The sequence below is a fragment of the Mesorhizobium sp. 113-3-3 genome (assembly GCF_016756495.1).
Taxonomy (GTDB): domain Bacteria; phylum Pseudomonadota; class Alphaproteobacteria; order Rhizobiales; family Rhizobiaceae; genus Mesorhizobium.
Genome location: NZ_AP023243.1, coordinates 367,451 through 393,712, shown reverse-complemented (window position 1 = coordinate 393,712; position 26,262 = coordinate 367,451). Strand labels below are relative to the sequence as shown.

The following is a 26,262-nucleotide window of genomic DNA, read 5'->3' as shown; positions in this document are numbered from 1 at the left end:
TCAAAACAGCGAAAGTTGTTCGCAGGAGCGCACGATCTTGTCGCGCAAGCCCGGCTTGTCGGTGAGCGTTCCCGGCGACCAGCCTTCGGCGATGATGAACGGCCTGAGCTTGGCGATCGACTGGCAAATCCGCCCGACATCTTCAAGCCGCAGCCTTCGGTGCCGGCGGGTCTCCAGGATTTTCGCCACCACCTTGGTGCCGAGGCCGGGCACGCGCAGCAGGGCCTCGCGGTCTGCCCGGTTCACGTCGACCGGGAACTGCCCGCGATTGCGTAGCGCCCAGGCGAGTTTGGGGTCGATGGCAAGGTCGAGCATGCCGTCGCTGCTCCCGGCCAGGATTTCCGGCTGCGAGAACCCATAGAACCGCATCAGCCAGTCGGCCTGATAAAGCCGGTGTTCGCGCATCAGCGGCGGTTTCTGCAGCGGCAGGGACGACGAGGAGTCCGGTATCGGACTGAAGGCCGAGTAGTAAACGCGGCGCAGATGATAGCTGCCATAGAGCCGCGCGCTGGTGTGCAATATGCCGTCATCGGATGTCTTGTCGGCGCCGACGATCATCTGCGTCGACTGGCCGCCGGGCGCGAAGCGCTCGCGCTTCTTGGTCCTCAGCGTCGGCTCGGCCTTTTCCTCCATCTTCTGGCGCAGCCTGGCCATCGAAAGGCGGATGGTTTCGGGCTTCTTTTCCGGTGCCAGTTTCTTGACGCCTTCATCGGTCGGCAGTTCGACATTGATCGACAGCCTGTCGGCATAAAGGCCGGCTTTCTCGACCAGTTCGGCAGAGCTTTCCGGAATGGTCTTCAGATGGATATAGCCGGAGAACTTTTCCTCCAGCCGCAGCCGCCGCGCCACCTCGACCATCTCGCCCATGGTTTCATCCGGCGAGCGGATGACGCCCGAGGACAGGAACAGTCCCTCGATATAGTTGCGCCGGTAGAAATCCATGGTCAGCTTCACCACCTCATCGATGCTGAAGCGGGCGCGCTTCACATTCGAGGACGAGCGGTTGATGCAATAACTGCAATCATAGATGCAGAAATTGGTGAGCAGGATTTTCAGCAGCGAAATGCAGCGGCCGTCCGGTGCGTAGGAATGGCAGATGCCCATGCCTTCGGTGGAACCGATGCCGCCGGATTTAAGTGAATCCTTCTTCGCCGAGCCGGATGAGGCGCAGGAAGCATCATATTTGGCGGCATCGGACAGGATTGCCAACTTTTCACGGACGATGAGAGCGCTCATTCGTTCATGATATGTTCTGAAACCCTGCCGCGCTACCTCATTTGACATAGGCGGCGAAAAAAGTGATCGCCGCCCATCCTGTCGTCACACCTCGTGCAGGTAGAGATGATAATCCAGTTCGCTGACGGTGCGCGCCACGCGCAGATATTCGGATTGTTTGATCGCCACGAAAGTGCGGTGTAGATCCTCGCCGAGCGCGCCTTTCAGGAAGCTGGAGGCCTTGGCCGCTTCGATTGCTGCGCGCCAATCGGCGGGCATCGTCGTGCGCGTGACGGCCGCTTCATAACCATTGCCGGTCGTCTCAGGACCGGGATCGAGCCCTTCGTCGAGGCCTTTGATGATGCCGGCGAGCACCGTTGCGGCGATCAGATAGGGATTGGCGTCGACGCCGGACGGCCGGTGCTCAATGCGCCGGTTCCTGGCGTCGCCCGCCGGCACGCGCAGCGCCACCGAACGGTTGTTGACGCCCCAGGTCGGCGCCACCGGCGCATAGGATTGCGAAACGAAACGCCGCCAGGAATTGGCGTGCGGCGCAAACACCAGCATCGATTCCGCCATCGTCTGGATCAGGCCGCCAAGCCCTTGCAACAGGGGCAGCGACCAGCTCTCGCCGCCGGCTTCGGCAAAGACGTTGCGGCCGGCCTTGTCCTGCAGCGAAACATGGAAGTGCATGCCCGAACCGGCATATTTCTCGATCGGCTTGGCCATGAAACATGCGGTCACGCCATGGCGGCGCGCCTGCGCCCGCACCAGACGCTTCAGCATGACAAGGTCGTCGGCCGCCCGCATCACATCCTTGCGGTAGTTCAGCGTCAGCTCGTACTGGCCCGGCGCATATTCCGATATCACCGTCTCGGCCGGAATGCCTTGCGCCTTGGCGGCGGCATAGATGTCGGAGAACAGCGGCTCCATGCCATGCAGATGGTCGACCGAATAGACTTCCGTCTTGCCCGAGACACGGCCATCGAGCACGGCGCGCGCCGGCTGCACCTTGCCCTCGGCATCGCGCTCGTTGGCCAGCAGGAAGAATTCCAGTTCGAAGGCGCCGGCCGGGTAAAGCCCCTTGGCCGCCAATATGTCGACCTGCCGGGCCAGAGCCAAGCGTGGGTCCGACGACATGGGCTGGCCATCGAGATGGTACATCGCCATCAGCACCTGGCCGCGCGGCGGGTTGGTGCCGTAGAGCGGCACCAACGTGCCGGGGATCGGCCATGCCCTGAGGTCGCCGTCGCCGGTGGTCCAGATCAGCCCGGTCTCGTGCACGTCCTCGCCGGTGATGTCGAGGCCGAGAATGGAGATCGGCATATGCCGGCCGCCCTCGAAAATGCTTTTCAGCTCATGCCGGCGCACGATCTTGCCGCGGCCGACACCATTGGCGTCGGTCAGCACGATATCGAAGGCTTCGATCTCGGGATGGGCGTCGAGAAAAGCTTGCGCCTCGGTGGGCGAAGACCCCGACGGTGAGGTCACGATGGCATTGTCCATGGCCGCTTGTCTCATGCCGCAAGCTTCGCCGCAACCGCGCCGAAGGCGGCGATCAGCCGGTTGACCTGGGCGCCTTTGGTCGCCGGCGAGATCAGCATCATGTTGTGGAAGGGCGCGATCAGCACGCCGCGATTGACCAGCGCGACATGGATGGCGGCCTCCAGTTCCGGCGCATGCGCGGTCTCGGCTTGCGCGCCATTGCGCAACGGGCCGGGTGCGCAGATGAACTCGACGCGCGCACCGACGCGGGCCACATGCCAGGGCAGATTGTAACGGTCGATCACCCCGGTCAGCCCGGCATCCAGACGCCGCGCCAGATGATCCATGCGGTCATAATTCTCCGCCGTCATCACCTCTTCCAGCGTGGCGCGCATCGCCGCGAACTGCAGCGGGTTGGCCGACAGTGTCGTGCCCATGCCGGAATAGCCGGGCTCCTTGGTCCTGTTGTAGTCGACGTAGCGCGAGGCGACCTCGTCGCTCATGCCCCACACACTTGCCGGCACACCGCCGGCGATCGGCTTGCCCAGCACGAAGAAGTCCGGGTCCAGACCGTATTTTCTGGTGTAGCCGCCTGGGCCGGTCGAGATCGTGTGTGTCTCGTCGATCAGGAGCAGCGTACCGGTCGCGCGCGTCAGCCTGCGCAGCGCGTCATGGAAGCCGGGATCGGCCAGCACCATGCACGAATTGGTCAGCACCGGCTCGGCGATGACGCAGGCGACATCCCTGTCCTTGAGCGCTGCTTCAAGCGCCGCAATGTCGTTGAACTCGATGACCTTGGCCGTGCGGGTCAGGTCGCGGAACTCGCCCGCCAGACCTGGCCGGTTGACCGGCTTGCCGTCGATCAGCCGCACCATCGTCTCGTCGACCGAGCCGTGATAGCAGCCGTTGAAGACCAGGATCTTTTCGCGCCCCGTGACGGCACGGGCAACGCGCAGCGCGAAGCGGTTGGCGTCGGTCGCCGTCGTCGCGATCTGCCAGAACGGCAGGCCGAAACGCTGCTGCAGCAAAGGCCCGATGGCAAGCGCGTCTTCCGAAGGCAGCATATAGGTCAGGCCGCGTCCGGCCTGGCGACGGATCGCGCGCGCCACCGGCGGCGGCGAATGGCCGAACATCGAGCCGGTGTCGCCAAGGCAGAAATCGTCGAGCCTGTTGCCGTCTATGTCGGTGATCGCAGCGCCTTTGGCGCTGTCGACCAGGATCGGAAATGGCGTCGGCCAGTCGTTCATCCAGTGCATCGGCACGCCGCCGAAGAAGCCCGGCAGGCCGTTGCCGACCTTGGCTTGCGATTTCGGCCGCGCCTTGCGGAAGGCTGCGCCTTCGGTCTCGCGCAAGTGCGCGATGCGCTCGCGGCTGATGCCACCGATGGACGTCTTTGAACTGTCGCTGCTGTGCATGAAAACCCCTCTCGTCCGTCCCTCTTAGCCAATCCATGTCCGCAACCGCAATTGGCCGCGCGCTTGCCCTGCATTGGCTCAGCCTTTCCTATGGCGCTTGACCGTGCTGCCGAAGTCAGCGCCAATGTGAGTGGGAATTGGTGTGGGGGAACACAAAAATGCGCACGATCATCTGCGCGGCAATGCTTCTGGTCTCGACCGGCGCGGCCTTCGCCTCGGGCGGCATCTGGTGCAACGTCGACGATACGGCGGTGACATTCGACGTCGGCGCCGGCGTCACCAGGGGCATGGGCGGCCCGACCTTCAACTTCCGCGGCGATCTCGAAATCAAGGCGAGACCGGCTGGCGATGGATTGCGCAAGACGGTGTTCGAGGATTCCAACCTGACTCAGTACTGGCTCGACGACAAGGAACTGCGGCTGAACATCTACCACGAGCACGAGGTGGCAAACGCCTTCAATTCGGTCGAACTGACGATCCTGACCAAGGCCAGCGACGAAGGCGTCTATGACGGCCAGTACACGCTTGCCGTCTACGACAATGCCGCCGACACGGAGAAGGAGGGCAAGCCGGTGGAGTTAACAGGCAAGGTATCGTGCGGGGCCGAGTAGGCTCGCCGGTCGATCGTGTCAGCCTGCCTGCATCGAGGCGATGGCGCGTCGCATCAGGTCGAGAAACACCAGCCGCTCCTCCTCGCTGAAGCCGGTCAGTGCCAGCTCGTTCTGTGAGCGCGCGGCCTGCGTCGCCGGTTCGCGCAGGCCCACGGCTTTCGCGGTGAGGTGGATCGACTGCGAGCGGCCGTCTTCGGGGTGCAGGCGTCGTTCGATCAACCCGTCACGTTCCATGCGGATCAGCGTGTTGGCCATCGTCGCCTGTTCCACGTTGAGGCGCTGCACGAGTTCGCGTTGCGTCAGGCCATCTTCATCCCACAGCGCCAGCAGCGTCATGAACTGGGCGGGCGCCAGGCCGAGCGGCCGGATGCGCTGCTGCAGCCCGTTGGCAAACAACCGCGCCATGTGGTTGGCCAGGAATCCGGCGGATCGTTCCTTCTGAAATGTCATGCCCGCCAGATAATAGTTGAATAGCATGCTATGCAATGAGATATAGCTTGCTATGGAGATGAAAATGAAAACCAGAATTCATGCGGCGGCGGGCGCAGTCGCGCTCATCACGGTGTCTGCTTTCTGGCTGTCGACGGCAACGGTTGAACTGCTCGGCGACACGGCCGCGATCGCAACGGTCAAAAACTCTGTGCTGGCCGGCATGGCGGTGCTCATCCCGGCGATGATCATCGCCGGCGCGTCGGGCTTCTCGCTCGGCAAGGGCTGGAAGAGCCCGGCCGTGGCACGCAAGAAGTGGCGCATGCGCATCATCGCCGCCAATGGATTGCTGGTGCTCGTGCCCTCGGCCTACCTGCTCAGCAGCTTTGCCACGGCCGGCCGCTTCGACAATCTTTTCACGATCGTCCAGGCGATCGAACTGCTAGCCGGCGCCACGAATATCGCACTGCTGTCGCTCAACATGCGCGATGGGCTGTCGCTGCGGCGGAAACCTGTTCGGCTGGCCGCGCAGGCGCGGTGAGATCAGGCCGTGATGTCGATGACGCCGCAATCACCGGCCGCACTGCCGAAGGCGATGCGACGTTCTTCCTTGTCCCACATCATCGAGGTGATGGCGCCCTTGCCTTGCCGGCGCAACAGCACTTCCTTGGAGTCGGCGAAGCGTGCGGCGATCACCATGCCGTCCTCGTAGCCGATGGCGACGACATCCTGGCTTGGATGGCAGGCAACCGAGGTCACCATCGTGTTGCCGCGCGTGCCGAGTTCCAGCGGCGCCTTGCCCATCGGCCCGTCCTTGCCCGAAAACGGCCAGACGATCGCCGCCGGTGCCCCGGAGCTCGCCAGCCATTTGCCTTTGACGCTCCATGACAGGCTTTTGACCTTGCCGGGATAGCCGGACATGCGCATGTGCTTGCCGTCGGCGAGCTTCCAGCCATGCAGGGCATTTTCCTGCATGGTGGTGACGAGGAAGGCGCCGTCCGGCGAGAAGGTAATGCCGGTATGGGCGCCGGCCCATTCGAGCTCCACCGGCTTGCCCTCGGCGGCCGGGAAGTGCAGCGTCGCGCCATTATAGCGGGCGACACCGAAGCGCATGCCCTTGGGCGAAAACGCCAGCCCCTCGACCGAGCGCGGATGGGCAAATTCCCTGGTCTTGCCATCGGCGAAACGCACGAAAGCGGTCTTGCCCGTGGCATAGGCGATGGCGCCCTGCGGCCCGGCGGCAACGCTGGTGATCCATTTCTTGCCGGCGCTCGCCACGTCCTGGGCTTCGCCGCCTGCCTTGATGGCAAACACCTTGCCATCCTCGCCGCCGGTAATCAGCCGGTCGTTGGCCGCATCATGGAAAGCCGCCAGCAGCCCGTCATTGGCCTGGGTGGTCTTGTGACCATTGTCGAGCCGATGGATGGCGCCATCGGCCAGCGCAAAATGCGGCACCTCGCCAAGGAAGACAGCGGCAACGCAATGGCCATCGAGGTCGAGAGGGGCAACTGTGGGCATCAGAACCATTCCAATGAAATTTGTCGCCAACCCCAAGAAGGCGCCAGCGCGGCCAGGTGTGGCGCCAACCTTCTCCCCTTGTGGGAGAAGGTGGATCGGCGCGTAGCGCCGAGCCGGATGAGGGGTGGGTGACGGAACGCCGTCAGTGCCAAGCTGGAACACCCCTCATCCGACCTCGCTTCGCGAGGCCACCTTCTCCCACAAGGGGAGAAGGAAGAAAGGGCAGCGCTAGCGCCATAAAGTCAGGAAATCAAGCCGCCTGGCAGGCGTCAAAACTCTTCTTCAGCCGCTCGGCGTCGAGTTCGCGGCCGATGAACACCAGCCGGCTCTCATGCTTCTCGCCGTCCTTCCAGGCGCGCTGGTGGTCGCCCTCGATGATCATGTGCACGCCTTGGATGACGTAGCGCTCGTCATCGCCCTTCAAGGCAATGATGCCCTTCAGCCGCAGGATGTTGGGGCCTTCCATCTGGGTGATCTTCTCGATCCATGGGAAGAACTTCTTCGGGTCCATCTCGCCACCGCGCAGCGACACCGACTGCACCGTCACGTCGTGGATGTCGGACGGATGCGCGTGGTCGTGGTGATGATGGTCATGCCCGTCATGATCATGATGGTCATGGTCGTGATGATCGTGGTCGTGGTCATGATGATGGTGGTCATCATGCGCCTCGAGGAAATGCGGGTCGTTTTCCAGTGCGCGGGCAAGATCGAAGGCGCCGCGGTCGAGCACTTCCGACAGGGCGACGCCGGCGCGCGTCGTGCGATGGATCCTGGCCGCCGGATTGATGGCGCGGATGGTCGCCTCCACCTTGGCGAGCTCTTCGGGGGTGACGAGGTCGGTCTTGTTGAGCACGACGACATCGGCGAAGGCGATCTGGTCCTCGGCTTCCTTGGAATCCTTGAGCCTGAGCGGCAGATGCTTGGCGTCGACCAGCGCCACCACCGCATCGAGCTTGGTCTTGGAGCGCACATCGTCGTCCATGAAGAAGGTCTGCGCCACCGGCACCGGATCGGCGAGACCGGTGGTCTCGACGACGATGGCGTCGAAGCGGCCGGGCCTGCGCATCAGGCCCTCGACGACGCGGATCAGGTCGCCGCGCACCGTGCAGCAGACGCAGCCATTGTTCATCTCGTAGATTTCCTCGTCGGATTCCACGATCAGGTCGTTGTCGATGCCGATTTCGCCGAATTCGTTGACGATGACCGCGTAACGCTTGCCATGGTTCTCCGACAGGATGCGGTTGAGCAGCGTCGTCTTGCCGGCGCCGAGATAGCCGGTGAGAACGGTTACGGGAATCTGCGTCTGTGCGTCGCTCATGGCTTGCCTCGAGATGACTGGGCCTTGAAATCCAGGCCACGAAAAAGGGGTTGTCGGTTCCATATAGGATGTGTGCGGGGCTTTTGCACGGGGCAAACCGATGGGCCAAAGCTGTCGGGCCGGCCACTGGGATATTGGCATGCCGGACGGCCATGGGAGCGCGCCTTGCTGGTGAGCAAAACGCGTCTCATGCCCCGCGCGCCCCGCCCTTGCGGCGATTCCTGTGCGGCGAAAAGTCGTTTGTCATCTAACTGAAATAAACATCTGGCATTAGCCACGGCGGGCACCGCAATGCTTGCCGGCAAAGCTGTTTCATGCGCCGGATTCTTTTTATCGTCGATTGCCAACCGGCCGGCTGCGTCTATGCTGTCGCCACCGGTATGGCCGAAGAGGGATGACCATGGCCAAGGCGGACAAGACTGCAACAATGAGCCGGCTGCATTCTGCGGCCAGGCTGGCAAGAACCGCGCTGGCGGCCCGGCTCCTGGCGCACGGCTTCTATGCCGGCCAGGATCAGATCATGCTGGCGCTCGACCGCGAGGACGGCCAGACGCCCGGCAATCTGGCTGGTCGCCTGGGCGTTCGCCCGCCCACCATCACCAAGACCATCAACCGGCTGCAGGCGCAGGGCTTTCTGGAAAAGCGCGCCTCCGAGGCCGATGCCCGCCAGGCCCATATCTTCCTCACCGACAGCGGCCGCGAAACCATCCGCGCCATCGAGAAGTCGGTCAAGAAGACCGAAAAGCAGGCGCTGAAGGGCCTCGACAAGAAGGACCAGAAGGCGCTGTTCAAGCTGCTCGCCCGCATCGAGGCCAACCTCTCCAACGAGGAGCTGGAGCTGATCGACGACGACGCCGAGTCGGACGACTGATCAGGCCGCCGCCGGGGCCGAGTCCCGGATCAGTGAGGACCAGCGTCCCGGCGTCATGCCGAACGCTTTCTTGAAATGCCTGTTGAAGTGGCTCTGGTCGGTGAAGCCGGCCTCCACCGCGATCTGCGCCAGGGGCTCGCCGGCGGCCATCATCCGCCGCGCGCGCTGAAGCCGGCGCATCACCAGGAAACGATGCGGGCTGGTCGAGAAGGCGGCGCGGAAATGCCTCGACAAGGCATAGCGGTCGAGCCCGGTGACGGCCTCCAGTTCGCCGGAGCGCACGGCCCGCGTTGCGTTCTCCGTCAGATAGTCCCGCGCCAGCGCCGCCGCCCGCCACGCCGTCCTCGCCATCGGCTTTGCCGGCTGGCCGGCATGGCGTGCCAGGCCGTGCATCAGTTGCGTGAGGAAATCGTCGACGAACAGCTCGTCGAGTTCCTGCTGCAGCGGCCCCAGCGCTGAAAGCAGCGTCGTGCAGAAGGCGTCGTCCCTCACCACCGCATCCCTGACAAAGGGCAGGGATGCGCCGCCAAGGCAGTCAAGCATCAGCGACGGTTCGAGATAGAGCATCCTGTAGCGCAATCCGTCCTCGGTGCCGGCGCCGCCATCATGCAGTTCGTCGGGATGCAGCACGATGATCTGCCCAGGCAGGCTTGACCGCGTCGCGCCGCGATAGCGAAAGGTCTGCACGCCCTGCAGCGTCACCCCGATCGCGTAAGTGTCATGACGATGCAGGTCGAAGGCGCTGCCGTGAAAGCGCGCCTCGATCCGCTCCATGCCGGCGGGGTCGGGTGCGGAGATGATGCAGTTCTCCGCCGCCTCGGCGCACAAACGTCCAAGACCCTCGAAGGCCTGCCGGTCTAGTTCGAACGACATCGTCTCTTTCAGCCCCGCAATCGGGGCACAACCTCGAATGGTCCATTTTCTCATGTTCGATACGAAATTTGCAATCGTGCTGCGGGAAGACTTGCCCGTCTGGCAGAAACTCAATGTCACCGCCTTTTTGACCAGCGGCGTCGTCGCGCAGTTTCCCGACATCATCGGGGAGCCCTATCGCGACCGCTCAGGCAATCTCTACAATCCCCTGTCGATCCAGCCGGTCATCGTGCTGTCGGCCGACCAGACGACGCTCGCAACGATCCATCGGCGCGCGCTGGAGCGCGGCGTGACGACGTCGCTCTATGTCGAGGAGATGTTTTCCACCGGCTTCGATGCCGCCAACCGCGCCGTCTTTGCGGAGTTCGCGCCTGAAGATGCCAAGGTGGTCGGCATCGCGCTGCGCGCCGAGAAGAAGGTGGTCGACAAGATCACCAAGGGCGCCCGCATGCAGGCATAGCGTGGGAAGCCTGGACTAAGCCTGGCGGCTTCTATTGTTGTGCCAGCGAGCTCAGGCGCGCGGCCGCGGCCGACAATTGGCTTGCCGGCACGCTACAATTCCCGCAAAGGTGGGCTCCAGCCCCGCTTTTCCCCGGCCTGCACGTGAATGCTTCCCAAAGATATGTCGAGAGCGCGACGCCGCCGGTGGCGATCCTGTGCATGCTCACCACCTATATCTTCTTCACCTTCCTCGACACCTCGAGCAAATATCTCGTCCTGGCCGGCGTCTCCGCGCTGATCGTCGCCTGGGTGCGCTTTGCCGTGCATGTCGTTCTGGTCGGCACCCTCCTGCGCGGCTGGCGCGATCCGATGCGGTTTCGCCCGGTCAACCTGCCGGCGCATGTGCTGCGCGGCGTGTTCCTGTTCGGCTCGACCATGTGCAACATCCTGGCCCTGCGCTCCCTGCAGCTGGCCGAGACGACGTCGATCTATTTCTTCGGGCCGATGGTGATCACCGCGCTTGCCGGCCCGCTGCTCGGCGAATGGGCCGGCTGGCGGCGCTGGCTGGCCATCCTGGCCGCCTTCGCCGGGGTCCTGATCATCACAAGGCCAGGTGTCGGCGTCTTCGGCATCGGGCATCTCTTCGCACTCGGCTCGATGCTGTCGAACTGCTTCTACGTGATCATGACGCGGCGCATGTCGTCGACCGAGACGTCGGAAAGCTTGATCCTGTTTTCCGCACTGGCGCCGACGGTGCTGCTTCTGCCCATGCTGCCGTTTTCCTTCTCCCTGCCGCATGATGGCTGGCACTGGTTCGTCCTGCTCATGCTTGGCGTGTTCGGCGGTGTCGGGCACTGGCTGCTGGTGCAGGCCTACCGGCTGGCAACCACCACGGCGCTCGCCCCCTATCCCTATTCGCAGATGGTGTGGATGATCATTTCCGGCTGGATCGTCTTCAAGCAGTTCCCGGACCGCTGGACGCTGGTCGGCGCCGCGATCATCGTCGCCAGCGGCCTCTACATCGTCCACCGCGAGCACCGGCTGCGGCTGCGGAGCCGTGCGGCCTCCGATGTCGAGGCCGAGGCGCTGGCAAAAAAACTTTGATTTGCCTCCGATCGGTGGCATAACGCCGCCTTTAAACTGTTTAGGTCCCAATACAGTTCGTTCGGGGGGCGCAAGGCGCTGGCACAAAAAATCAAGCTTTCGACGATCGCCGATGCACTCGGCGTGTCCACGGCCACCGTGTCGCTGGCGCTGCGCGACAGTCCGCTGGTTGCCGGCTCGACGCGCGACCGCATCAAGGAACATGCGCGCGCCATCGGCTATATCTACAATCGCCGCGCCGCCAGCCTGCGCACCTCGCGCTCGGGCATTGTCGGCGTCGTCGTGCACGACATCATGAACCCGTTCTTCGCCGAAATCCTGCGCTCGATCGAAAGCGAACTCGACCGCAGCCGGCAGACTTTCATCCTGTCTAATCACTACGACCAGCTCGAAAAGCAGCGCACCTTCATCGACACGCTGCTGCAGCTCGGCGCCGACGGCGTCATCATGTCGCCGGCCATCGGCACCCCGGCCGCGGACATCCTGATGGCCGAGGAGAACGGCCTGCCGGCGGTGCTGATCGCGCGCACCGTCGAGGGTGCCGACGTGCCGGTGTTTCGCGGCGACGATTCCTACGGCACCGGGCTTGCCACCAACCATCTGATCTCGCTCGGCCACAAGCGCATCGCCATGATCGGCGGCACCGACCAGACTTCCACCGGCCGCGACCGCTACCAGGGCTATGTCAACGCCATGGAGGCTGCCGGGCTTGAAGTCAGGCCGTCCTGGCGCATCGCCGGCCCGCGCACCAAACAGGCCGGCTTCGAGGCCGCCGGGCAGTTCTTGGCGCTGAAGGACAGGCCGACCGCCGCATGCTGCTGGAACGACCTTGTCGCCATTGGCCTGATGAACGGCATTGCGCGCGCTGGCCTGGTGCCGGGCGTCGACATTTCCGTCACCGGCTATGACGATCTCGAGGAGGCGGCGATCGCCACGCCGGCGCTGACCACCGTTTGGAACGGCCAGCGCGAGGTCGGCCGCCGCGCCGCCAGCGCGCTGCTCGACAAGCTCAACGGGCAGACGGTGCGGCCCTCGCAGGAATTGATCAAGCCGGAACTGCATGTGCGCCAGTCGACCGGCAAGCCGGTGGAGCGGGCATGACCAAGGCCGAAGAACTGCAAGCCGTCGCCATTCTGGTGCCGGCGGACTTCAGCGACCATGCCGTCCGGCGCATCGACCGTACCTTCAAACAGGTCAGGATCGAGCGCGCCGATCCGGCGCTGGTAACCGACGAGATGCGCCGCACGGTGCGCGGCATTGCCTCCTTTGCCGGCATCAGCGCGGCAATGATGGATGCGCTGCCCCATCTCGAACTCATCGCCTCCTTCGGCGTCGGCTATGATTCGGTCGATGTCGGCCATGCCGCGGCGAAGAACATCATGGTCACCAACACGCCCGACGTGCTGACCGAGGAGGTCGCCGACACCGCGATCGGCCTGTTGATCAACACGATCCGGGACCTGCCACGCGCGGAAAACTGGCTGCGTGACGGCAGCTGGGTTCGCAAGGGCAACTATCCGCTGAGCCGGCTGACCTTGCGCGCGCGTCGCGTCGGGATTTTCGGCATGGGCCGCATCGGACAGGCCATTGCCCGGCGACTTGAAGCGTTCGGCCTGCCCGTCGCCTATCACAACCGGCGTCGGGTCGAGGGTCTTGCCTACGAGTATCATCCGACGCTGAAGGGTCTGGCGGAAGCGGTCGATACGCTGATTTCGGTGGCGCCTGGCGGGGCTTCGACGCAGAAGGCGGTCAATGCCGAGATCCTGTCGGCGCTTGGCGCCAACGGCGTCTTCGTCAATATCGGCCGCGGCAGCACGGTCGACGAGGCAGCACTCGCGGCAGCCCTTGCCGACGGCACCATCGCCGCCGCCGGGCTCGATGTCTTCGCCGACGAACCCAACGTGCCCAAGGCCTTGCTCGACGCCCCCAACGCCTCCCTGTTGCCGCATGTCGGCTCGGCCTCGGAGCACACGCGCCGCGCCATGGCCGATCTGTGCGTCGACAATCTGGTATCCTGGTTCACCGAGCGCCGGCCGCAGACGCCGGTGCCCGAGACGGCGCATGTGAAGGCACGTGGCTGACCGGCGATTTGCCACATTTATTAACGCCGGCTTAACCCTTTGAAATCATTCTTCATCCTGCCCGTTCGCGTGGATGAAGAATGATGAAAACGCTTTCCGCATTGATTGCCGCCGTCGCCTTGTTTGGCGGCGTTCAACTGTTTCATGACGGCAATGGGCAGAGCGTCGCCAAAGAGGTCACGCCGTCCAACACCTACAGGCTGGTCGCCAATGGCAATGAGGGGACCTGCGCGGTGAGCCGCGGGGCCGAAATTTCGGATCGCCTGTCCCTGCTCACTGTTGCTCCGACATGCCGTCGTCTGATGCCTGGCATAGAACGGGCAAAGTTCTGGCGCGAACAGAATGACGGCACGGTCGCCTTCAGCGCCAACGGCATCGATCCGATCGTCACCTTCGCCGTGGCCGATGGCGACGGTTACGAATCCTATGCCCCGGCCGCGCCCTTGCTGTCGCTGGCGGGCGAGCGCAGGACCGGAGACTGATTACTCCGCCGCTGCCCGCGAGCCAGCCTTGGCGGCGGCGTGCAAACGCACCGCGTCGCCGAAGGCGCGGAAGATCTTGGCCGAGTTGCTGTCCGAGTTGACCCAGTACTCCGGATGCCACTGGACACCGACGGCGAAGGCGCGGGCGCCCTTGACCGAAACCGCTTCGACCGTGCCGTCGGTGGCGACAGCCTCGATCTCGAGCTTCGACCCGAGCCGGTCGATCGCCTGGCGGTGCAAGGAATTGACCTTGATCTCACCGGCGCCGAACACGCCGGCCAGGCAGCTGCCCGGCTTGATCGAAATGGTCTGGTGGATGGCGAAGCGCTCATCCTGCTTGTCGCTCACCGGCGCGCGGTGGTCGAGCGAACCCTCGCGTTCCTGGATCTCGGTGCCCAGCGTGCCGCCGAGCGCGACATTGAGTTCCTGGATGCCGCGGCAAATGGCAAGCAGCGGCACACCGCGCTCGATCGCCCTGCGGATCAGCGGCAGCGTGGTGGCGTCACGCGCCGGATCATAGGGACCGTTGGCTTCGCTTGCATCGCCGCCGTAGAGCGAGGGGTGCACGTTGGATTTCGAGCCGGTGACCATGACGCCGTCGACCGAGGACAAGAGTTCGTCGAAGTCGAGCCTGTCGCCGAAGGACGGCACCAGCAGCGGGAACACGCCGGCTCCGGCAACCGCCGCTTCCAGATATTGCTGCGGGGCGGCATGCCAGGTGTAGTTGTCGAACTGACGGACGTCGGTCGATATGGCGACGAGCGGCTGGTGCATTTTGGGTCTGTTTTCCATCTGGCAGGGGATGTTCTGCCTCCAAAATAGGCGATCCCCGGGCATTTTTCCATGCCAAGTTTCAGCGTGTCGCATGGGCCACGAAATCCCCTGTTAGACTATAGTTGCAGGGCCGCATGGCTTGGTTACCAAATCAGGCTGCCGTGCTGGACTAGACTTCTCGGCTGTGTATTGTTTCGGCCAACCGATGCGGGAGCTCGAGGATTTCCCGGATGTCGGTCTGTTGATCCAAAAGGGAGGAACTGCATGGATCGTCGTTCATTCATCCGCAAGGCCGGCGTGACCGGCGTCGGCGCCGCGGCGGCGGCGGCAACGCTTGCGGCCCCGGCAATAGCCCAGTCAAATCCCAAGGTGACATGGCGGCTGGCGTCGTCCTTCCCGAAGTCGCTCGACACCATCTATGGCGGCGCCGAGGTGTTCTCCAAGATGCTGTCGGAAGCCACTGACGGCAATTTCCAGATCCAGGTCTTTGCCGCCGGTGAACTCGTGCCCGGCCTGCAGGCCGCCGACGCCACCACGGCCGGCACGGTCGAGGCCTGCCACACGGTGGCATATTATTACTGGGGCAAGGACCCGACATGGGCGCTGGGTGCCGCGGTACCCTTTTCGCTCAACGCGCGCGGCATGAATGCCTGGCACTACCATGGCGGCGGCATCGACCTGTTCAATGAGTTCCTCGCCACGCAAGGTCTCTTCGGCCTGCCAGGCGGCAACACCGGCGTCCAGATGGGCGGCTGGTTCCGCAAGGAAATCAACACGGTGGCCGACCTCTCGGGCCTCAAGATGCGCATCGGCGGCTTCGCCGGCAAGGTGGTGCAGAAGCTCGGCGTCGTGCCGCAGCAGATCGCCGGCGGCGACATCTATCCGGCGCTGGAAAAAGGCACCATCGACGCCGCCGAATGGGTCGGCCCCTATGACGACGAGAAGCTCGGCTTCTACAAGGTCGCGCCCTATTACTACTATCCCGGCTGGTGGGAAGGCGGCCCGACCGTGCATTTGATGTTCAACAAGGCGAAGTACGAAGAACTGTCGCCGGCCTACAAATCGCTGCTGCGCACCGCCGCACAGGCCACCGACGCCGACATGCTGCAGAAATACGACTATGTGAACCCTCCAGCGGTGAAACGGCTGGTGGCCGGCGGCGCCAAACTGCGTCCGTTCAGCCAGGACATCATGGCCGCCTGCTTCGAAAAAGCCAACGAGGTCTATGCCGAAATGGAGGCCTCGAACGCGCCGTTCAAGAAGATCTGGGAATCGATCAAGGGCTTCCGCAAGGAGCACTATCTCTGGGCGCAGGTCGCCGAATACAATTACGACACCTTCATGATGGTCCAGCAGCGCAACGGCAAGCTGTAGAACAGTCCCATCGCATCAAGAGACCCCGGGCGAAACGCCCGGGGTCTCTCTTTTCAGGTGCGCGAGGAACCGACCTCGACCAGTATTCCGCCCGGCGCCATGCAGTAGAAGGTCGTCGAGTTGAAGCCGCCGCGCGTCAGGTCCTCGACCTCGCCCGGCGCGAAGCCTGCTTCGGTCAATTCGGCCTGCTTGGCGTGTACAAGGTCCGGGCTGGCGACGAAAAAGCCGACATGAAAATTGTCGGGATAGGTAGCAGGCCCTCCCTTGCCCGGCGTCATCAGGTTGAGAGCAAAGCCATCGGCTCCGCGCAGGATGGCGAAGGCATCCTTGCCGCGCATGGCGACGAGTTCGAAGCCGAAATGGCTGGTGAAGAAGCCGGCGAGAGCCGCGACTTCCGATGTGATGAGGTTGAGGTGGTTCAGTTTCATGGTCTTTGTCCTGTCACGGTTTGAAACGCGGACAGGCTTGGCTGCAGACCGAGAACCGGCGGGACCGTGGCATCAGGAAATCCGGACATGACCCAACCGGCCCACGGGCTTTCGCCTCGCTTGCCGGCCGCGGGTTCCCCCGCATATTCATGCGCGGAACAGGCCTCCGTTCAAAAACGGAAGAGACCGGACTACCGAACCGGTCATGTCTTTTTCGGCACGCGCTGAATAGCGTACGGGCCTGCCCTCGGCAAGTGCAACTGCCACATTCAGCGGCGGCCTGGCACCACCAGCACCTTGACCTCGCCCGGCGCCGGCGGATTGGCGATCACGTCGGCCGCCTCTTCGAGCGGCACTTGCCTCGAGATCAGCCGGTCGATCTCGATCGCACCCGAGGCGATGAGCTCGGCGGCGCGGCGGTGTGTGTAGGGATTGAGGAACGAGCCGACCACCTTCAATTCGCGAAACAGCAGGTCGAAGGGCTCGAATTCCGCCTTCATGCCTTGCGGTGTCACGCCGACGATGACGACCGTGCCGCCGGCTCTTGCCAGCCGCATCGACTGCTCGACGGTGTCGCGCACGCCAGCGCATTCGAACACCACGTCGGCGCCACCGGGCATCAGCCCCGCTGGCCCGGCAATGGCGTCGATGACATCGTCGGCTGAGGGATCGACTGTCGCCGTCGCACCGAGTTCCTCGGCAAGCGCCCGCCGCGAAGCCTGCCTGGTCGACAGGATGATGGTCGTGGCGCCGGCCAGTTTTGCCAATTGCACCGTAAGCAGGCCGATCACGCCGCCGCCCAGCACGACCACCGAACTGCCCGGCTTGATCTCGGCCAGATCCACGCCATGCAGGCAGCAGCCGAGCGGTTCGCAGAAGGCGCCATGCGTCGGCGCCAATTCGGCGGGCAGGATGAAAGCCTGTTTCTGAGGCAGCACCACATACTCGGCAAAGCCGCCGTCGCGGTGGATCCCGATGGCGTTGAGATTGCGGCAGAGATTGACCCGGCCGGCATGGCAATGCAGGCATCGCCCGCAGGCGATGTTGGGATCGCCGGTGACACGGTCGCCGACGGCAAAGCCGGATACGGCGCTGCCGGTCGCCTCGATGATGCCGGAGAATTCATGTCCCGGCGTCACCGGCGGCCGGCAGGGAAACTCGCCATGGAAAAGATGCCGGTCGGTGCCGCAGACACCGCAGGCCTCGATCCGCACCAGAAGCTCGTCCGGGCCGGGCGCGGGCTTGGCGACCTCGCGCAATGCGATGCTGCCAACCGCCTCCAGCCGCACCGCTTTCATGGCCTCGTCTCCATCAGTTGAAGCTCGGCGGCTGCGAAAGGTCCGGCGCCGGCGTTGCCGGCTTCGCCGGCGGCGCATCGCCGAAACTCGGCGGTTGCGACAGGTCCGGCGTGCCGGGCGCGGCCGGTGCGCTGCCGCCATTGGCTGGGGCCGTGCCACCAGCCGGCGGTGTACCGAGCGGCGACAGGCCGGGCACTTCCGGCACCTTGTAGTCGATCGTGCCCGGATCGATCACCGTGCCCTTGTAGCGCATCACCATTTGCGGGAAGGCGATGGTCAGCCCGATCATCACCACCTGGATCAGCACGAAGGGCACCGCGCCCCAATAGATCTGGCCTGTCGTCACCGGCGCGATCTGCTTGCCGGTGATGCGGTCGAGATAGGGCACACGCGCCGCGACCGAGCGCAGGTAGAACAGTGCGAAGCCGAAGGGCGGATGCATGAAGCTGGTTTGCATGTTGACGCCGAGCAGCACGCCGAACCAGATCAGGTCGATGCCGAGCTTGTCAGCCGCCGGCGCCAGCAACGGCACGATGATGAAGGCCAGTTCGAAGAAGTCGAGGAAGAAGGCCAGGAAGAAGACAAGGATGTTGACGCCGATCAGGAAGCCGACTTCGCCGCCCGGCAGCGAGGTCAAAAGGTGCTCGACCCAGATCTGGCCGTTGACGCCGTAGAAGGTCAGCGAGAACACCCGCGCGCCGATCAGGATGAACAGCACGAAGGACGACAGCCGCGTCGTCGAGGCCAGCGCCTGCTTGATCACGTCAAGCGACAGCCGGCCCTTTGCCGCCGCCATGGCCAGTGCGCCGACCGCGCCCATGGCACCGCCTTCTGTCGGCGTGGCAATGCCGAGGAAGATGGTGCCCAGCACCAGGAAGATCAGCGCCAGCGGCGGGATCAGCACGATGACGACCTGCTGCGCCAGCCGCGACATCATGTTGATGTTCAGCCTCCTGTCGGCGATCGCCACGACATAGATCAGGATCACACCGACGCAGGCGCCAAGAATATCGGCATTGTCGCCATGGGCCGGCGCCAGATAGCTGTACGCCGCATAGGAAACGGCCACCGCTACCGCCAGCGCCACCAGCAACGACATCACGCCATGGCCAAGCGTGCGTGCTTCGAGCGGCAGCGCCGGCACCATTTTCGGCCGGAAGATCGACACGATGAGGATGTAAAGCGCATAGAGGCCGGTGAGCACCAGGCCCGGGATCAGCGCGCCGGCATACATGTCGCCGACCGAGCGGCCGAGCTGGTCGGCCAGCACGATCAGCACCAGCGAGGGCGGGATGATCTGGGCGAGCGTTCCGGAGGCGGCGATGACGCCGGACGCCAGCCGGCGGTCATAGCCATAGCGCAGCATGATCGGCAGTGAGATCAGCCCCATGGCGATGACGGATGCCGCCACCACGCCGGTGGTCGCCGCCAGCAACGCGCCGACGAAGATCACCGCATAGGCGAGACCGCCGCGGATCGGCCCGAACAGCTGGCCGATCGTGTCGAGCAGGTCCTCGGCCATCCCAGATCGTTCGAGCACGATACCCATGAAGGTGAAGAACGGAATGGCCAGCAGCGTGTCGTTCGACATCACCCGGCTGCCGTAGAAATTGTCCGGCAGCGCATAGAGCAGCGGCCAGGCGAGGTTGATCGCGCCGCCCGAATAGGGCGTCAAAAGCACGCCTATGAAGAAGAACATCAAGCCATTCGCAGCCAGCGAAAAGGCGACGGGATAGCCGATCAGCATGAACAGGATCAGCGAGGCGAACATGATCGGCGCCATGTTCTGGGCGATGAATTCCATCACGAGCGCACCTCGTCGGCGAGCGCCTTGGCTTCGAGCTCAGCCTGTTCGTGCGCGGAAATGAAGGGGTTGGGATCATCCAGGACGCCGCGCATGATGGCGATCTTCTTCATGATTTCGGAGATGCCTTGCAGCGCCAGAAGGAAAAAGCCGACCAGCAGGATGGCCTTGGCCGGCCAGACGATCAGCCCGCCGGAATTGTTGGACATCTCGCCGCTGCGGATCGACAGCGACACATAGGGAACGAAATAGATGACCATCAGCGTCACGAACGGCATCAGGAACAGGATATGGCCGAGGAGGTCGATCCAGTGCTGCACGCGGCGTGAAAACAGGCCGTAGACGATGTCGATGCGGATATGCTCGTTCTGCTTCAGCGTATAGGCGGCGGCCAGCATGAAGGCGGCGCCGAACAGGTACCATTGCAGCTCGAGCCACGCATTCGACGAAGTGTCGAAGACCTTGCGGATGACGGCGTTGGCCGCGCTCACCAGGATCGCCAGCAGGATCAGCCAGGATACCGATTTGCCGATGAATTCGTTGGCGCGATCAATCGCCCTGGATAGAGCGAGAAGCCCTGCCATGCATTCCTCCCTTTTGTCGGAGGCGTGTCGGCTCCCCTTCTTCCGTCACGCCGCTTGGTCCAACGGTATGCCGCGCGTGGACTGACGGGTCAACAAGGATGGGAGCAACAAAACAGCATCAAATGAAAGCGAGGGGCGGAGACCGGCGGTGTGCCCCGGCGTCATGCAACCAAAGTCTGATGGTTCAGACGATTTTGCTGGTGTCGCGGCCGGCGCCGATCAGGATCAGCATGGCCACCAGGAACAGATACATCCACGCATCGCGCCATTCGATCGGGAAATAGCCGGCCCATAGTGATTCGGCCATGCCGAAGGCGGCCGCGCCAAGCGCTGCCCGCGATGGCGAGAGATAGCCGCCGACCGCCGTCACGAACAGGATCTTCAGGCCATAGACGAGGCCGGACCCGAAGCTGACATTACCGTAGTAGAGGCTGGCCATGACGCCGGCCAGCGCGGCGCAGAAGCCACCGAGCAGCACGACATGGCGGAACACGCCGCGCACATCGACGCCGCACAAGGCAGCGGCGCGCGGGTCGTCGGAGACGGCGCGCCAGCGTCGGCCGAAGCTGGAGCGGGCAAACGCTGAGGTGGCGAGTATGACCGCGGCCAGCACCACCGCGCAGTCGAGCACCTGGATCAGCGTCAGCGTCGCCTTGAAGCCGGCGCCTTCGGCGAAAACGATGGGCTGCGCCAGCATCGGCGGCAGCCACAGATCATGCGTGTCGGCCGCGATGCGGCTTCCCTCCGACAGCACGATCAGGATGCCGAGCGTCGTCACCACGATGGCGTTGGGCGAGCGGTCGGCCAACGGCTCGAAGACGCTGCGCGACAGGACGTGGCTGATCAGCGCGGCATACAGGAATGCCGCGACCACGCCGAACAGCACCGACGCCAGCAGCGTCAGCCACAGCATTTGGTAGGCGAAGGCGACGCTCAGGATCATGGCTTGGCCGCTAAAGGCGAACAGCGCCCCATAGGCGAGGTTGGTCCGGTGCAGGATGCCGTTGATCAGCACGTAACCGAAGGCGAGCAGCGCGTAGAGCGCGCCGGAATGCAGCCCGTTCAGCACCTGCTGGAAGAAATAGAGCATGCTTAACAACACCAGAAGCATCTCGCCGACAGCGGTTTGGAACGACGGAATGCTCGAGACAAAGGCAACGATACCGTGTGCGGCGGAGGTTTGCATTGCCGAATATAACTTGTCAAATGCGATTTATCGGTTAGATTTTGCAGCATGACAGTTGCCTGGACCCCGCATCGTTTCACCGGCGGCCTGCTTGCGCTCGATACGGCGAACACCGTCGTGCTGCGCGGCGATCCGGAGCGCACGTTCGACCGTTTCGCCGATCCGGTCGAAATCGCCCGCTTCGCCGACGCGGCTAGCAGCTTTCGCGCCGCCGAACTCGGCGACAGGCGGCTGACGGTGTCTTCGCCGACGGCAATCGCGCCCGTCGTGCTGTCGATCCGCGAGACGACCGACCGGCTGTTTCGCGGCGCGGTTTCGAAGGGCGCGGTCGCCACGGCCGACCTGCCCGATTTCCTGCGCGCCTGCGCCGAGGGCCTGGCCGGCAGCCGGACCGAGGTCGGCGTGCCGGGAAGGCCGTTCGGCGATCCGGCGGTGCCGATCGCTTTCGAGGCGGCGCTCGCGGTCTCGGCCCTTTCGCTGCTGCGCGACGACACCACCGCAAGGCTCAGGATCTGCCCCAACTGCACCTGGCTGTTCGTCGACAGAAGCCGCAATTCCAGCCGCCTTTGGTGCGACATGGCGGTGTGCGGCAACCGGCAGAAGGCAAGTCGCCATTATCGCCGCCGCCGCATGGCGGCCCATGAGGTCAAGGATGCCTAGAGGATTTTCACGCGCGCTCGTTGCCGGCGCCATTCTGATTGCCGCAGCGACGCTCGGCGCCTGCCGCGATACCGGCGGCGACGGCAAGCTGTTCGAGGTCTCCGGCAAGATATTCATCTTCAATTACCGTCTCGCCAGGGCGACCTATGTCGTGACATTGCGCCCCTTGCAGCCCATGGGCGAGGGCCAGGTGGCGGTTGCCAGCTTCCAGAACCCCGCCGGCGGCGAGCCGTTGGTGGTTGAGCAGAAGGTCTGGCCGAAGCTCGACAAAGTCAGCCTGGAGAGCCCGGCGCTGACCTGCATCGTCAAGAACAAGCCCTATGCCATCGCCATCAGCATCAAGGGTCCCGACGGCGCGGTGCTGCAGAAGATCGACACGACGCTGATGTCGACGGAAGACCAGTCGATCCTGCCCGACCGGCCGCTGGTCATGGACCAGCTCTATACGGCCAATCCCGACCTCGCCGGCCATCCCGACGGCAAGCTGCCGGGCGAGCCAAAGCCGGATTGCTCGAAAGCCGGCTGACGCCTTCCGGCGGCATCGATTCCGGCCGGAGTTTTCGTTCGCCGTCATGCTGTCGGTGTGTGGTTTCATGCGTGGCCCGGCACCCGCTGGACCGTTTGTTGCACTTTGCCTGGTCCCTGCGATTTTGTTTGACCTCACTTGCAAGGGGAGAAAGGATGCGTCATCCGACCCCGACGTTGGCTGCTTGCCCCCGCGCGGCCTTCGCAGAGGAAATGCCTGATGACGCTGCATGATGTCGCGCTCGACGACAAGTTCGACCTCGGGAAGGAGCGCATCTTCCTGTCCGGCGCGCAGGCGGTCATCCGCATGCTCCTGATGCAGCGCGAGCGCGACCGCCGCGCAGGCCTCAACACGGCCGGCTTCGTCTCCGGCTATCGCGGCTCGCCGCTCGGCGGCCTCGACATGCAGCTGTGGAAGGCGAAGAAGCAGCTCGCCGGCGCTGACATCGTCTTCCAGCCCGGCCTCAACGAGGAGCTTGCCGCCACCGCCTGCTGGGGATCGCAGCAGACGGAACTGCTGGGCGAGGGCACCCATGACGGTGTCTTTTCCGTCTGGTACGGCAAGGGCCCGGGCGTCGATCGTTCGGGAGATGTGTTCCGCCATGCCAATCTCGCCGGCTCGTCCAAGCATGGCGGCGTGCTTGCGCTCATGGGCGACGACCACATGGCCGAATCCTCGACCAACGCGCACGCCACCGAATTCCTCTTCGTCGACACCATGGTGCCGATCCTCAATCCGGCCGGCGTCCAGGAAATCATCGATTACGGCCTGTACGGCTTTGCCATGTCACGTTTCGCCGGCACCTGGGCGGCGATCAAATGCGTCAAGGACAACATCGAATCGACGGCCTCGGTCGATGCCTCTCTCGAACGCTTGAACATTGTCGTGCCGGAGTTCGACATGCCGCCGGGCGGCCTCAACATCCGCCACGAGATCGACATGCTGGGCCAGGAGGAGCGGCTGCACGAATACAAGCGTGCCGCGGCCTCCGCCTTCATCCATGCCAACGGGCTGAACCGCATCGTCTATTCCGGCGGCCGCAACCCCAAGCTCGGCATTATCACGCTGGGCAAGAGCTATCTCGATGTCCGCCAGGCGCTGGAGGATATCGGCATCGACGAGGCCGCCGCCAACCGCATCGGCGTGCGGCTGTTCAAGGTCGGCTGCCCGTGGCCGCTCGACCTGCATCACATCGCCGACTTTGCCCGCGGCCTCGAGACCATCGTGGTCGTCGAGGAGAAGCGTTCGCTGATCGAGGTGCAACTGCGCGAAAGCCTCTACGGCACCGCCTCGCAGCCGGTCATCGTCGGCAAGAAGGACGAGCGTGGCGACTGGCTGTTTCCGGCCAAGGGCGCGCTTGATCCCAACGAGATCGCCATTGCCCTTGGCGAGAGGATCGTCAAGACCATCGGCCCGTCGGAGGAGATCTCGGCGCGGGTGGGCAAGCTGCGCCAGTTCCAGGCCATGCTGGCGGACGCCACCGACATCGGTTCGCGCACGCCTTTCTTCTGTTCGGGCTGTCCCCATAATTCCTCGACCAAGGTGCCCGACGGTTCGATCGCCGCCGCCGGCATAGGCTGCCATTTCATGGCGCTGTGGATGGACCGCAACACGCTGGGCTTCACGGCCATGGGCGGCGAGGGCGCGCAATGGGTCGGCCAGGCGCCGTTCTCGAAGCGCGGCCACATCTTCCAGAATCTCGGCGACGGCACCTACAATCATTCCGGCACGCTGGCGATCCGCTTCGCTTTGTCGAGCGAAGCCAACATCACCTACAAGATCCTCTACAATGACGCGGTGGCCATGACCGGCGGCCAGCCGCATGAGGGCGGGCTGACGGTAGACATGATCGCCAGGCAGGTGCGGGCCGAGGGCGTCGACCGCATCGCCATCGTCACCGACGAACCGGACAAATACGCCGGCAAGGCCGAATTCCCGGCCGGCGCCACCATCCATCACCGCGACGACCTCGATCTGGTCCAGCGCGAGCTGCGCGACGTCAAGGGCGTGTCGATCCTGCTCTATGACCAGACCTGCGCTGCCGAAAAACGCCGGCGCCGCAAACGCGGCACCTTTCCCGATCCCGACAAGCGCGTCTTCATCAACGAGTTGGTCTGCGAAGGCTGCGGTGACTGCGGCGTGCAGTCGAACTGCGTCTCGATCCAGCCGGTGGAGACCGAATTCGGCCGCAAGCGCAAGATCGATCAGTCGAGCTGCAACAAGGATTTCTCCTGCGTCAACGGCTTCTGCCCGTCCTTTGTCACCGTGCACGGCGCCAAGATCCGCAAGGCGGAAGGCCTTGCCGGCAAGACCGATCCGCTTGACGGCGTGCCCACACCGGCCGAGTTCCCGCTTGGCGAGCAAGGCTGGGCGGCGATCATCGACGGCGTCGGCGGCACCGGCGTCGTCACTGTCGGCGCCGTGCTCGGCATGGCGGCTCATCTGGAGGACAAAGGCTGCGGCATGATCGACATGGCCGGCCTCGCCCAGAAGGGCGGCTCGGTGTTCACCCATGTCCGCATCGCCCGCACGCCGGACGACATCCATGCCATCCGCGTCTCGGCGGGCAAGGCCGACCTCGTGCTTGGCTGCGATCTCGTCGTGTCGGGCGCCAAGAAGGTGCTGACGGCGGTGCGCGAGGGCCATACGATCTTCCTCGCCAACACCGCCGAGATCATGCCCGGCGAGTTTGCCCGTTCGGCCGATTTCTCCTTGCCGATCGAACGCCTGAAGAAGGCGATCCGCGCCGCCGCCGGCGACGACAAGGCGCATTTCTTCGATGCCACCCGCACCGCCACGGCGCTGTTCGGCAATTCGCTCGGCGCCAACATGTTCATGCTCGGCTTTGCCTTCCAGCATGGCGGCCTGCCGCTGTCGGCCGAGGCTGTCGAGCGGGCCATCGAGCTCAACGGCGAAGCGGTGGCCATGAACATCGCCGCCTTCCGCTGGGGCCGCCGCGCGGCGCACCAGCCGGATTTCGTGCGCGGCCTCGTCGCCCAGCCGGGCAAGGCGGGACAGACCGCCCCGATCGCGCAGACGCTGGACGAGATCATCGCCCGCCGTGTCGCCTTCCTGAGCGCCTATCAGAACGCCGGCTACGGCAAGCGCTATGCCGACAGGCTTTCGCTGCTGCGCGCCGCGGAGGCCAAGGCCGTGCCCGGTTCGACCGTGGTGACCGAAGCGGCCGCTAGGAACCTGTTCAAGCTGATGGCGATCAAGGACGAGTACGAGGTGGCGCGGCTCTACACCGACGGCTCTTTCGCCGCCGAGCTTGGCAAACAGTTCCAGAGCTATGAAAAACTCGAATTCCATCTTGCCCCGCCGATCATGGGCCGTCGCGGCAATGACGGAAGCCCTCGGAAGTCGAGCTTCGGCCCGTGGATGATGAAGGGTTTCCGCCTGCTGGCGGCGCTGAAGGGCTTGCGCGGCACTGCTTTCGACCTGTTCGGCTACACCGCCGAACGGCGCATGGAACGGCAGCTTTTGGCGCAATATGAGGGCGATCTCGAACTCGTCATCAGGTCGCTGGCGCCTGGCAAGGCCGAGGCGGCGGTTGCTCTGGTCTCGGTCCCCGCGCTCATCCGTGGTTATGGCCATGTCCGGCAGGCGAGCGCCCAAAAAGCCGCGGGCGAGCGTCAAAGGCTGCTCGAGCGCCTGTCGAGCGCGCCGACGCAGGCGGAACTTCAGGCCGCCGAGTGATGGATACGCCTTGTTTACCTGAAGCTTGATTTTCCTGGTCTGTCCTGCATTTGCGGACCCCTGGCACCTCAGTCGTAGTCCCTGTT

At 64.2% G+C, this 26,262-nt stretch carries 25 protein-coding genes; 12 read left to right on the top strand and 13 right to left on the bottom strand.

Annotated elements, in window-relative coordinates:
• The 3 genes from JG746_RS01775 to JG746_RS01765 form a co-directional block, all read right to left on the bottom strand.
• Complete coding sequence (locus JG746_RS01775) at positions 1 to 1,236, bottom strand: putative DNA modification/repair radical SAM protein (protein ID WP_202356622.1); 1,236 nt, start codon at positions 1,234 to 1,236, stop codon at positions 1 to 3.
• 84 nt (positions 1,237 to 1,320) lie between these two features.
• A complete protein-coding gene (locus tag JG746_RS01770) occupies positions 1,321 to 2,721 on the bottom strand; it encodes a glutamine synthetase family protein (RefSeq protein ID WP_202356621.1) in 1,401 nt (466 codons plus the stop codon).
• A gap of 11 nt (positions 2,722 to 2,732) precedes the next feature.
• The gene (locus JG746_RS01765) at positions 2,733 to 4,115 is read right to left on the bottom strand and encodes an aspartate aminotransferase family protein (RefSeq protein ID WP_202356620.1); all 1,383 of its coding nucleotides are present in this window, start codon (positions 4,113 to 4,115) and stop codon (positions 2,733 to 2,735) included.
• A gap of 158 nt (positions 4,116 to 4,273) precedes the next feature.
• Between JG746_RS01765 and JG746_RS01760 the strand changes: the two genes are divergently transcribed.
• Positions 4,274 to 4,726 carry a hypothetical protein gene (locus tag JG746_RS01760; RefSeq protein WP_202356619.1) on the top strand — a complete coding sequence of 151 codons (453 nt, stop codon included), beginning with the start codon at positions 4,274 to 4,276 and terminating at the stop codon, positions 4,724 to 4,726.
• A gap of 18 nt (positions 4,727 to 4,744) precedes the next feature.
• On the opposite strand, the gene JG746_RS01755 is transcribed toward JG746_RS01760, so the two are convergent.
• Positions 4,745 to 5,176, bottom strand: a complete 432-nt coding sequence (locus JG746_RS01755) for a MarR family winged helix-turn-helix transcriptional regulator (protein ID WP_202356618.1) — start codon at positions 5,174 to 5,176, stop codon at positions 4,745 to 4,747.
• Between the two features lie 64 nt (positions 5,177 to 5,240).
• Here JG746_RS01755 and JG746_RS01750 point away from each other — a divergent pair, with 64 nt between their 5' ends.
• Complete coding sequence (locus JG746_RS01750; protein ID WP_202356617.1) at positions 5,241 to 5,696, top strand: hypothetical protein; 456 nt, start codon at positions 5,241 to 5,243, stop codon at positions 5,694 to 5,696.
• Between the two features lie 2 nt (positions 5,697 to 5,698).
• Here the strand turns inward: JG746_RS01750 and JG746_RS01745 are convergent, their stop codons facing one another.
• Both JG746_RS01745 and JG746_RS01740 read right to left on the bottom strand, forming a co-directional pair.
• On the bottom strand, positions 5,699 to 6,673 hold the full coding sequence (locus JG746_RS01745) for a WD40 repeat domain-containing protein (protein ID WP_202356616.1): 975 nt from the start codon (positions 6,671 to 6,673) through the stop codon (positions 5,699 to 5,701).
• Positions 6,674 to 6,923: 250 nt separating this feature from the next.
• Positions 6,924 to 7,991 carry a CobW family GTP-binding protein gene (locus JG746_RS01740; protein WP_202356615.1) on the bottom strand — a complete coding sequence of 356 codons (1,068 nt, stop codon included), beginning with the start codon at positions 7,989 to 7,991 and terminating at the stop codon, positions 6,924 to 6,926.
• Between the two features lie 400 nt (positions 7,992 to 8,391).
• Between JG746_RS01740 and JG746_RS01735 the strand changes: the two genes are divergently transcribed.
• Positions 8,392 to 8,862, top strand: coding sequence for a MarR family winged helix-turn-helix transcriptional regulator (locus JG746_RS01735; RefSeq protein WP_096452889.1), 471 nt, complete (start codon positions 8,392 to 8,394; stop codon positions 8,860 to 8,862).
• Here JG746_RS01735 and JG746_RS01730 read toward each other — a convergent pair whose 3' ends face one another.
• Positions 8,863 to 9,735 (bottom strand): AraC family transcriptional regulator, encoded by an 873-nt coding sequence (locus JG746_RS01730; RefSeq protein WP_202356614.1) that lies wholly within the window; start codon positions 9,733 to 9,735, stop codon positions 8,863 to 8,865.
• Between the two features lie 52 nt (positions 9,736 to 9,787).
• On the opposite strand from JG746_RS01730, the gene JG746_RS01725 reads away from it, so the two are divergent.
• The 5 genes from JG746_RS01725 (at position 9,788) to JG746_RS01705 (ending at position 13,843) form a co-directional block, all read left to right on the top strand.
• Entirely contained in the window at positions 9,788 to 10,195 is a 408-nt protein-coding gene (locus tag JG746_RS01725; protein WP_202359229.1) for a DUF2000 family protein, read from the top strand.
• A gap of 143 nt (positions 10,196 to 10,338) precedes the next feature.
• Positions 10,339 to 11,280: a DMT family transporter gene (locus tag JG746_RS01720; protein ID WP_244730639.1), complete on the top strand. Its 942-nt coding sequence runs from the start codon at positions 10,339 to 10,341 to the stop codon at positions 11,278 to 11,280.
• Between the two features lie 78 nt (positions 11,281 to 11,358).
• Complete coding sequence (locus tag JG746_RS01715) at positions 11,359 to 12,381, top strand: LacI family DNA-binding transcriptional regulator (RefSeq protein ID WP_202359227.1); 1,023 nt, start codon at positions 11,359 to 11,361, stop codon at positions 12,379 to 12,381.
• Positions 12,378 to 13,361 carry a 2-hydroxyacid dehydrogenase gene (locus JG746_RS01710; protein ID WP_202356613.1) on the top strand — a complete coding sequence of 328 codons (984 nt, stop codon included), beginning with the start codon at positions 12,378 to 12,380 and terminating at the stop codon, positions 13,359 to 13,361. Before JG746_RS01715 ends, JG746_RS01710 begins: the two co-directional genes overlap by 4 nt.
• A gap of 83 nt (positions 13,362 to 13,444) precedes the next feature.
• A complete protein-coding gene (locus JG746_RS01705; protein WP_202356612.1) occupies positions 13,445 to 13,843 on the top strand; it encodes a hypothetical protein in 399 nt (132 codons plus the stop codon).
• Here JG746_RS01705 and JG746_RS01700 read toward each other — a convergent pair whose 3' ends face one another.
• Positions 13,844 to 14,617, bottom strand: a complete 774-nt coding sequence (locus tag JG746_RS01700; RefSeq protein WP_032933969.1) for a gamma-glutamyl-gamma-aminobutyrate hydrolase family protein — start codon at positions 14,615 to 14,617, stop codon at positions 13,844 to 13,846. It lies immediately after the preceding gene.
• Positions 14,618 to 14,881: 264 nt separating this feature from the next.
• Here JG746_RS01700 and JG746_RS01695 point away from each other — a divergent pair, with 264 nt between their 5' ends.
• Positions 14,882 to 15,991: a TRAP transporter substrate-binding protein gene (locus tag JG746_RS01695; RefSeq protein ID WP_202356611.1), complete on the top strand. Its 1,110-nt coding sequence runs from the start codon at positions 14,882 to 14,884 to the stop codon at positions 15,989 to 15,991.
• Positions 15,992 to 16,044: 53 nt separating this feature from the next.
• Here the strand turns inward: JG746_RS01695 and JG746_RS01690 are convergent, their stop codons facing one another.
• The 5 genes from JG746_RS01690 to JG746_RS01670 form a co-directional block, all read right to left on the bottom strand.
• Positions 16,045 to 16,419 (bottom strand): VOC family protein, encoded by a 375-nt coding sequence (locus tag JG746_RS01690; protein ID WP_202356610.1) that lies wholly within the window; start codon positions 16,417 to 16,419, stop codon positions 16,045 to 16,047.
• A gap of 269 nt (positions 16,420 to 16,688) precedes the next feature.
• Entirely contained in the window at positions 16,689 to 17,717 is a 1,029-nt protein-coding gene (locus JG746_RS01685; RefSeq protein ID WP_202356609.1) for a zinc-dependent alcohol dehydrogenase family protein, read from the bottom strand.
• A 13-nt stretch (positions 17,718 to 17,730) separates the two neighbouring features.
• On the bottom strand, positions 17,731 to 19,521 hold the full coding sequence (locus JG746_RS01680; RefSeq protein ID WP_202356608.1) for a TRAP transporter large permease: 1,791 nt from the start codon (positions 19,519 to 19,521) through the stop codon (positions 17,731 to 17,733).
• Positions 19,521 to 20,105: a TRAP transporter small permease subunit gene (locus JG746_RS01675; protein ID WP_202356607.1), complete on the bottom strand. Its 585-nt coding sequence runs from the start codon at positions 20,103 to 20,105 to the stop codon at positions 19,521 to 19,523. Before JG746_RS01675 ends, JG746_RS01680 begins: the two co-directional genes overlap by 1 nt.
• A 184-nt stretch (positions 20,106 to 20,289) precedes the next feature.
• Positions 20,290 to 21,195, bottom strand: coding sequence for a branched-chain amino acid ABC transporter permease (locus JG746_RS01670; protein WP_202359226.1), 906 nt, complete (start codon positions 21,193 to 21,195; stop codon positions 20,290 to 20,292).
• Positions 21,196 to 21,339: 144 nt separating this feature from the next.
• Between JG746_RS01670 and JG746_RS01665 the strand changes: the two genes are divergently transcribed.
• The 3 genes from JG746_RS01665 (at position 21,340) to JG746_RS01655 (ending at position 26,176) form a co-directional block, all read left to right on the top strand.
• Positions 21,340 to 21,951 carry a CGNR zinc finger domain-containing protein gene (locus tag JG746_RS01665; protein ID WP_202356606.1) on the top strand — a complete coding sequence of 204 codons (612 nt, stop codon included), beginning with the start codon at positions 21,340 to 21,342 and terminating at the stop codon, positions 21,949 to 21,951.
• The gene (locus JG746_RS01660; RefSeq protein ID WP_202356605.1) at positions 21,944 to 22,477 is read left to right on the top strand and encodes a hypothetical protein; all 534 of its coding nucleotides are present in this window, start codon (positions 21,944 to 21,946) and stop codon (positions 22,475 to 22,477) included. The genes JG746_RS01665 and JG746_RS01660 overlap by 8 nt, the downstream gene beginning before the upstream one ends.
• A gap of 219 nt (positions 22,478 to 22,696) precedes the next feature.
• Positions 22,697 to 26,176, top strand: a complete 3,480-nt coding sequence (locus tag JG746_RS01655; protein WP_202356604.1) for an indolepyruvate ferredoxin oxidoreductase family protein — start codon at positions 22,697 to 22,699, stop codon at positions 26,174 to 26,176.
• The last annotated feature ends 86 nt before the right edge of the window (positions 26,177 to 26,262 follow it).

What these genes read in the sequence shown, in the direction of transcription:
- JG746_RS01775 (WP_202356622.1), bottom strand. Translation starts at nt 1,236, where the DNA reads ATGAGCGCTCTCATCGTCCGTGAAAAGTTGGCAATCCTGTCCGATGCC.
- JG746_RS01675 (WP_202356607.1), bottom strand. Translation starts at nt 20,105, where the DNA reads ATGGCAGGGCTTCTCGCTCTATCCAGGGCGATTGATCGCGCCAACGAA.
- JG746_RS01750 (WP_202356617.1), top strand. Translation starts at nt 5,241, where the DNA reads ATGAAAACCAGAATTCATGCGGCGGCGGGCGCAGTCGCGCTCATCACG.
- JG746_RS01745 (WP_202356616.1), bottom strand. Translation starts at nt 6,673, where the DNA reads ATGCCCACAGTTGCCCCTCTCGACCTCGATGGCCATTGCGTTGCCGCT.
- JG746_RS01760 (WP_202356619.1), top strand. Translation starts at nt 4,274, where the DNA reads ATGCGCACGATCATCTGCGCGGCAATGCTTCTGGTCTCGACCGGCGCG.
- JG746_RS01770 (WP_202356621.1), bottom strand. Translation starts at nt 2,721, where the DNA reads ATGGACAATGCCATCGTGACCTCACCGTCGGGGTCTTCGCCCACCGAG.
- JG746_RS01680 (WP_202356608.1), bottom strand. Translation starts at nt 19,521, where the DNA reads ATGGAATTCATCGCCCAGAACATGGCGCCGATCATGTTCGCCTCGCTG.
- JG746_RS01665 (WP_202356606.1), top strand. Translation starts at nt 21,340, where the DNA reads ATGACAGTTGCCTGGACCCCGCATCGTTTCACCGGCGGCCTGCTTGCG.
- JG746_RS01690 (WP_202356610.1), bottom strand. Translation starts at nt 16,419, where the DNA reads ATGAAACTGAACCACCTCAACCTCATCACATCGGAAGTCGCGGCTCTC.
- JG746_RS01735 (WP_096452889.1), top strand. Translation starts at nt 8,392, where the DNA reads ATGGCCAAGGCGGACAAGACTGCAACAATGAGCCGGCTGCATTCTGCG.
- JG746_RS01755 (WP_202356618.1), bottom strand. Translation starts at nt 5,176, where the DNA reads ATGACATTTCAGAAGGAACGATCCGCCGGATTCCTGGCCAACCACATG.
- JG746_RS01725 (WP_202359229.1), top strand. Translation starts at nt 9,788, where the DNA reads ATGTTCGATACGAAATTTGCAATCGTGCTGCGGGAAGACTTGCCCGTC.
- JG746_RS01660 (WP_202356605.1), top strand. Translation starts at nt 21,944, where the DNA reads ATGCCTAGAGGATTTTCACGCGCGCTCGTTGCCGGCGCCATTCTGATT.
- JG746_RS01740 (WP_202356615.1), bottom strand. Translation starts at nt 7,991, where the DNA reads ATGAGCGACGCACAGACGCAGATTCCCGTAACCGTTCTCACCGGCTAT.
- JG746_RS01685 (WP_202356609.1), bottom strand. Translation starts at nt 17,717, where the DNA reads ATGAAAGCGGTGCGGCTGGAGGCGGTTGGCAGCATCGCATTGCGCGAG.
- JG746_RS01655 (WP_202356604.1), top strand. Translation starts at nt 22,697, where the DNA reads ATGACGCTGCATGATGTCGCGCTCGACGACAAGTTCGACCTCGGGAAG.
- JG746_RS01705 (WP_202356612.1), top strand. Translation starts at nt 13,445, where the DNA reads ATGAAAACGCTTTCCGCATTGATTGCCGCCGTCGCCTTGTTTGGCGGC.
- JG746_RS01765 (WP_202356620.1), bottom strand. Translation starts at nt 4,115, where the DNA reads ATGCACAGCAGCGACAGTTCAAAGACGTCCATCGGTGGCATCAGCCGC.
- JG746_RS01710 (WP_202356613.1), top strand. Translation starts at nt 12,378, where the DNA reads ATGACCAAGGCCGAAGAACTGCAAGCCGTCGCCATTCTGGTGCCGGCG.
- JG746_RS01700 (WP_032933969.1), bottom strand. Translation starts at nt 14,617, where the DNA reads ATGCACCAGCCGCTCGTCGCCATATCGACCGACGTCCGTCAGTTCGAC.
- JG746_RS01730 (WP_202356614.1), bottom strand. Translation starts at nt 9,735, where the DNA reads ATGTCGTTCGAACTAGACCGGCAGGCCTTCGAGGGTCTTGGACGTTTG.
- JG746_RS01670 (WP_202359226.1), bottom strand. Translation starts at nt 21,195, where the DNA reads ATGCTCTATTTCTTCCAGCAGGTGCTGAACGGGCTGCATTCCGGCGCG.
- JG746_RS01695 (WP_202356611.1), top strand. Translation starts at nt 14,882, where the DNA reads ATGGATCGTCGTTCATTCATCCGCAAGGCCGGCGTGACCGGCGTCGGC.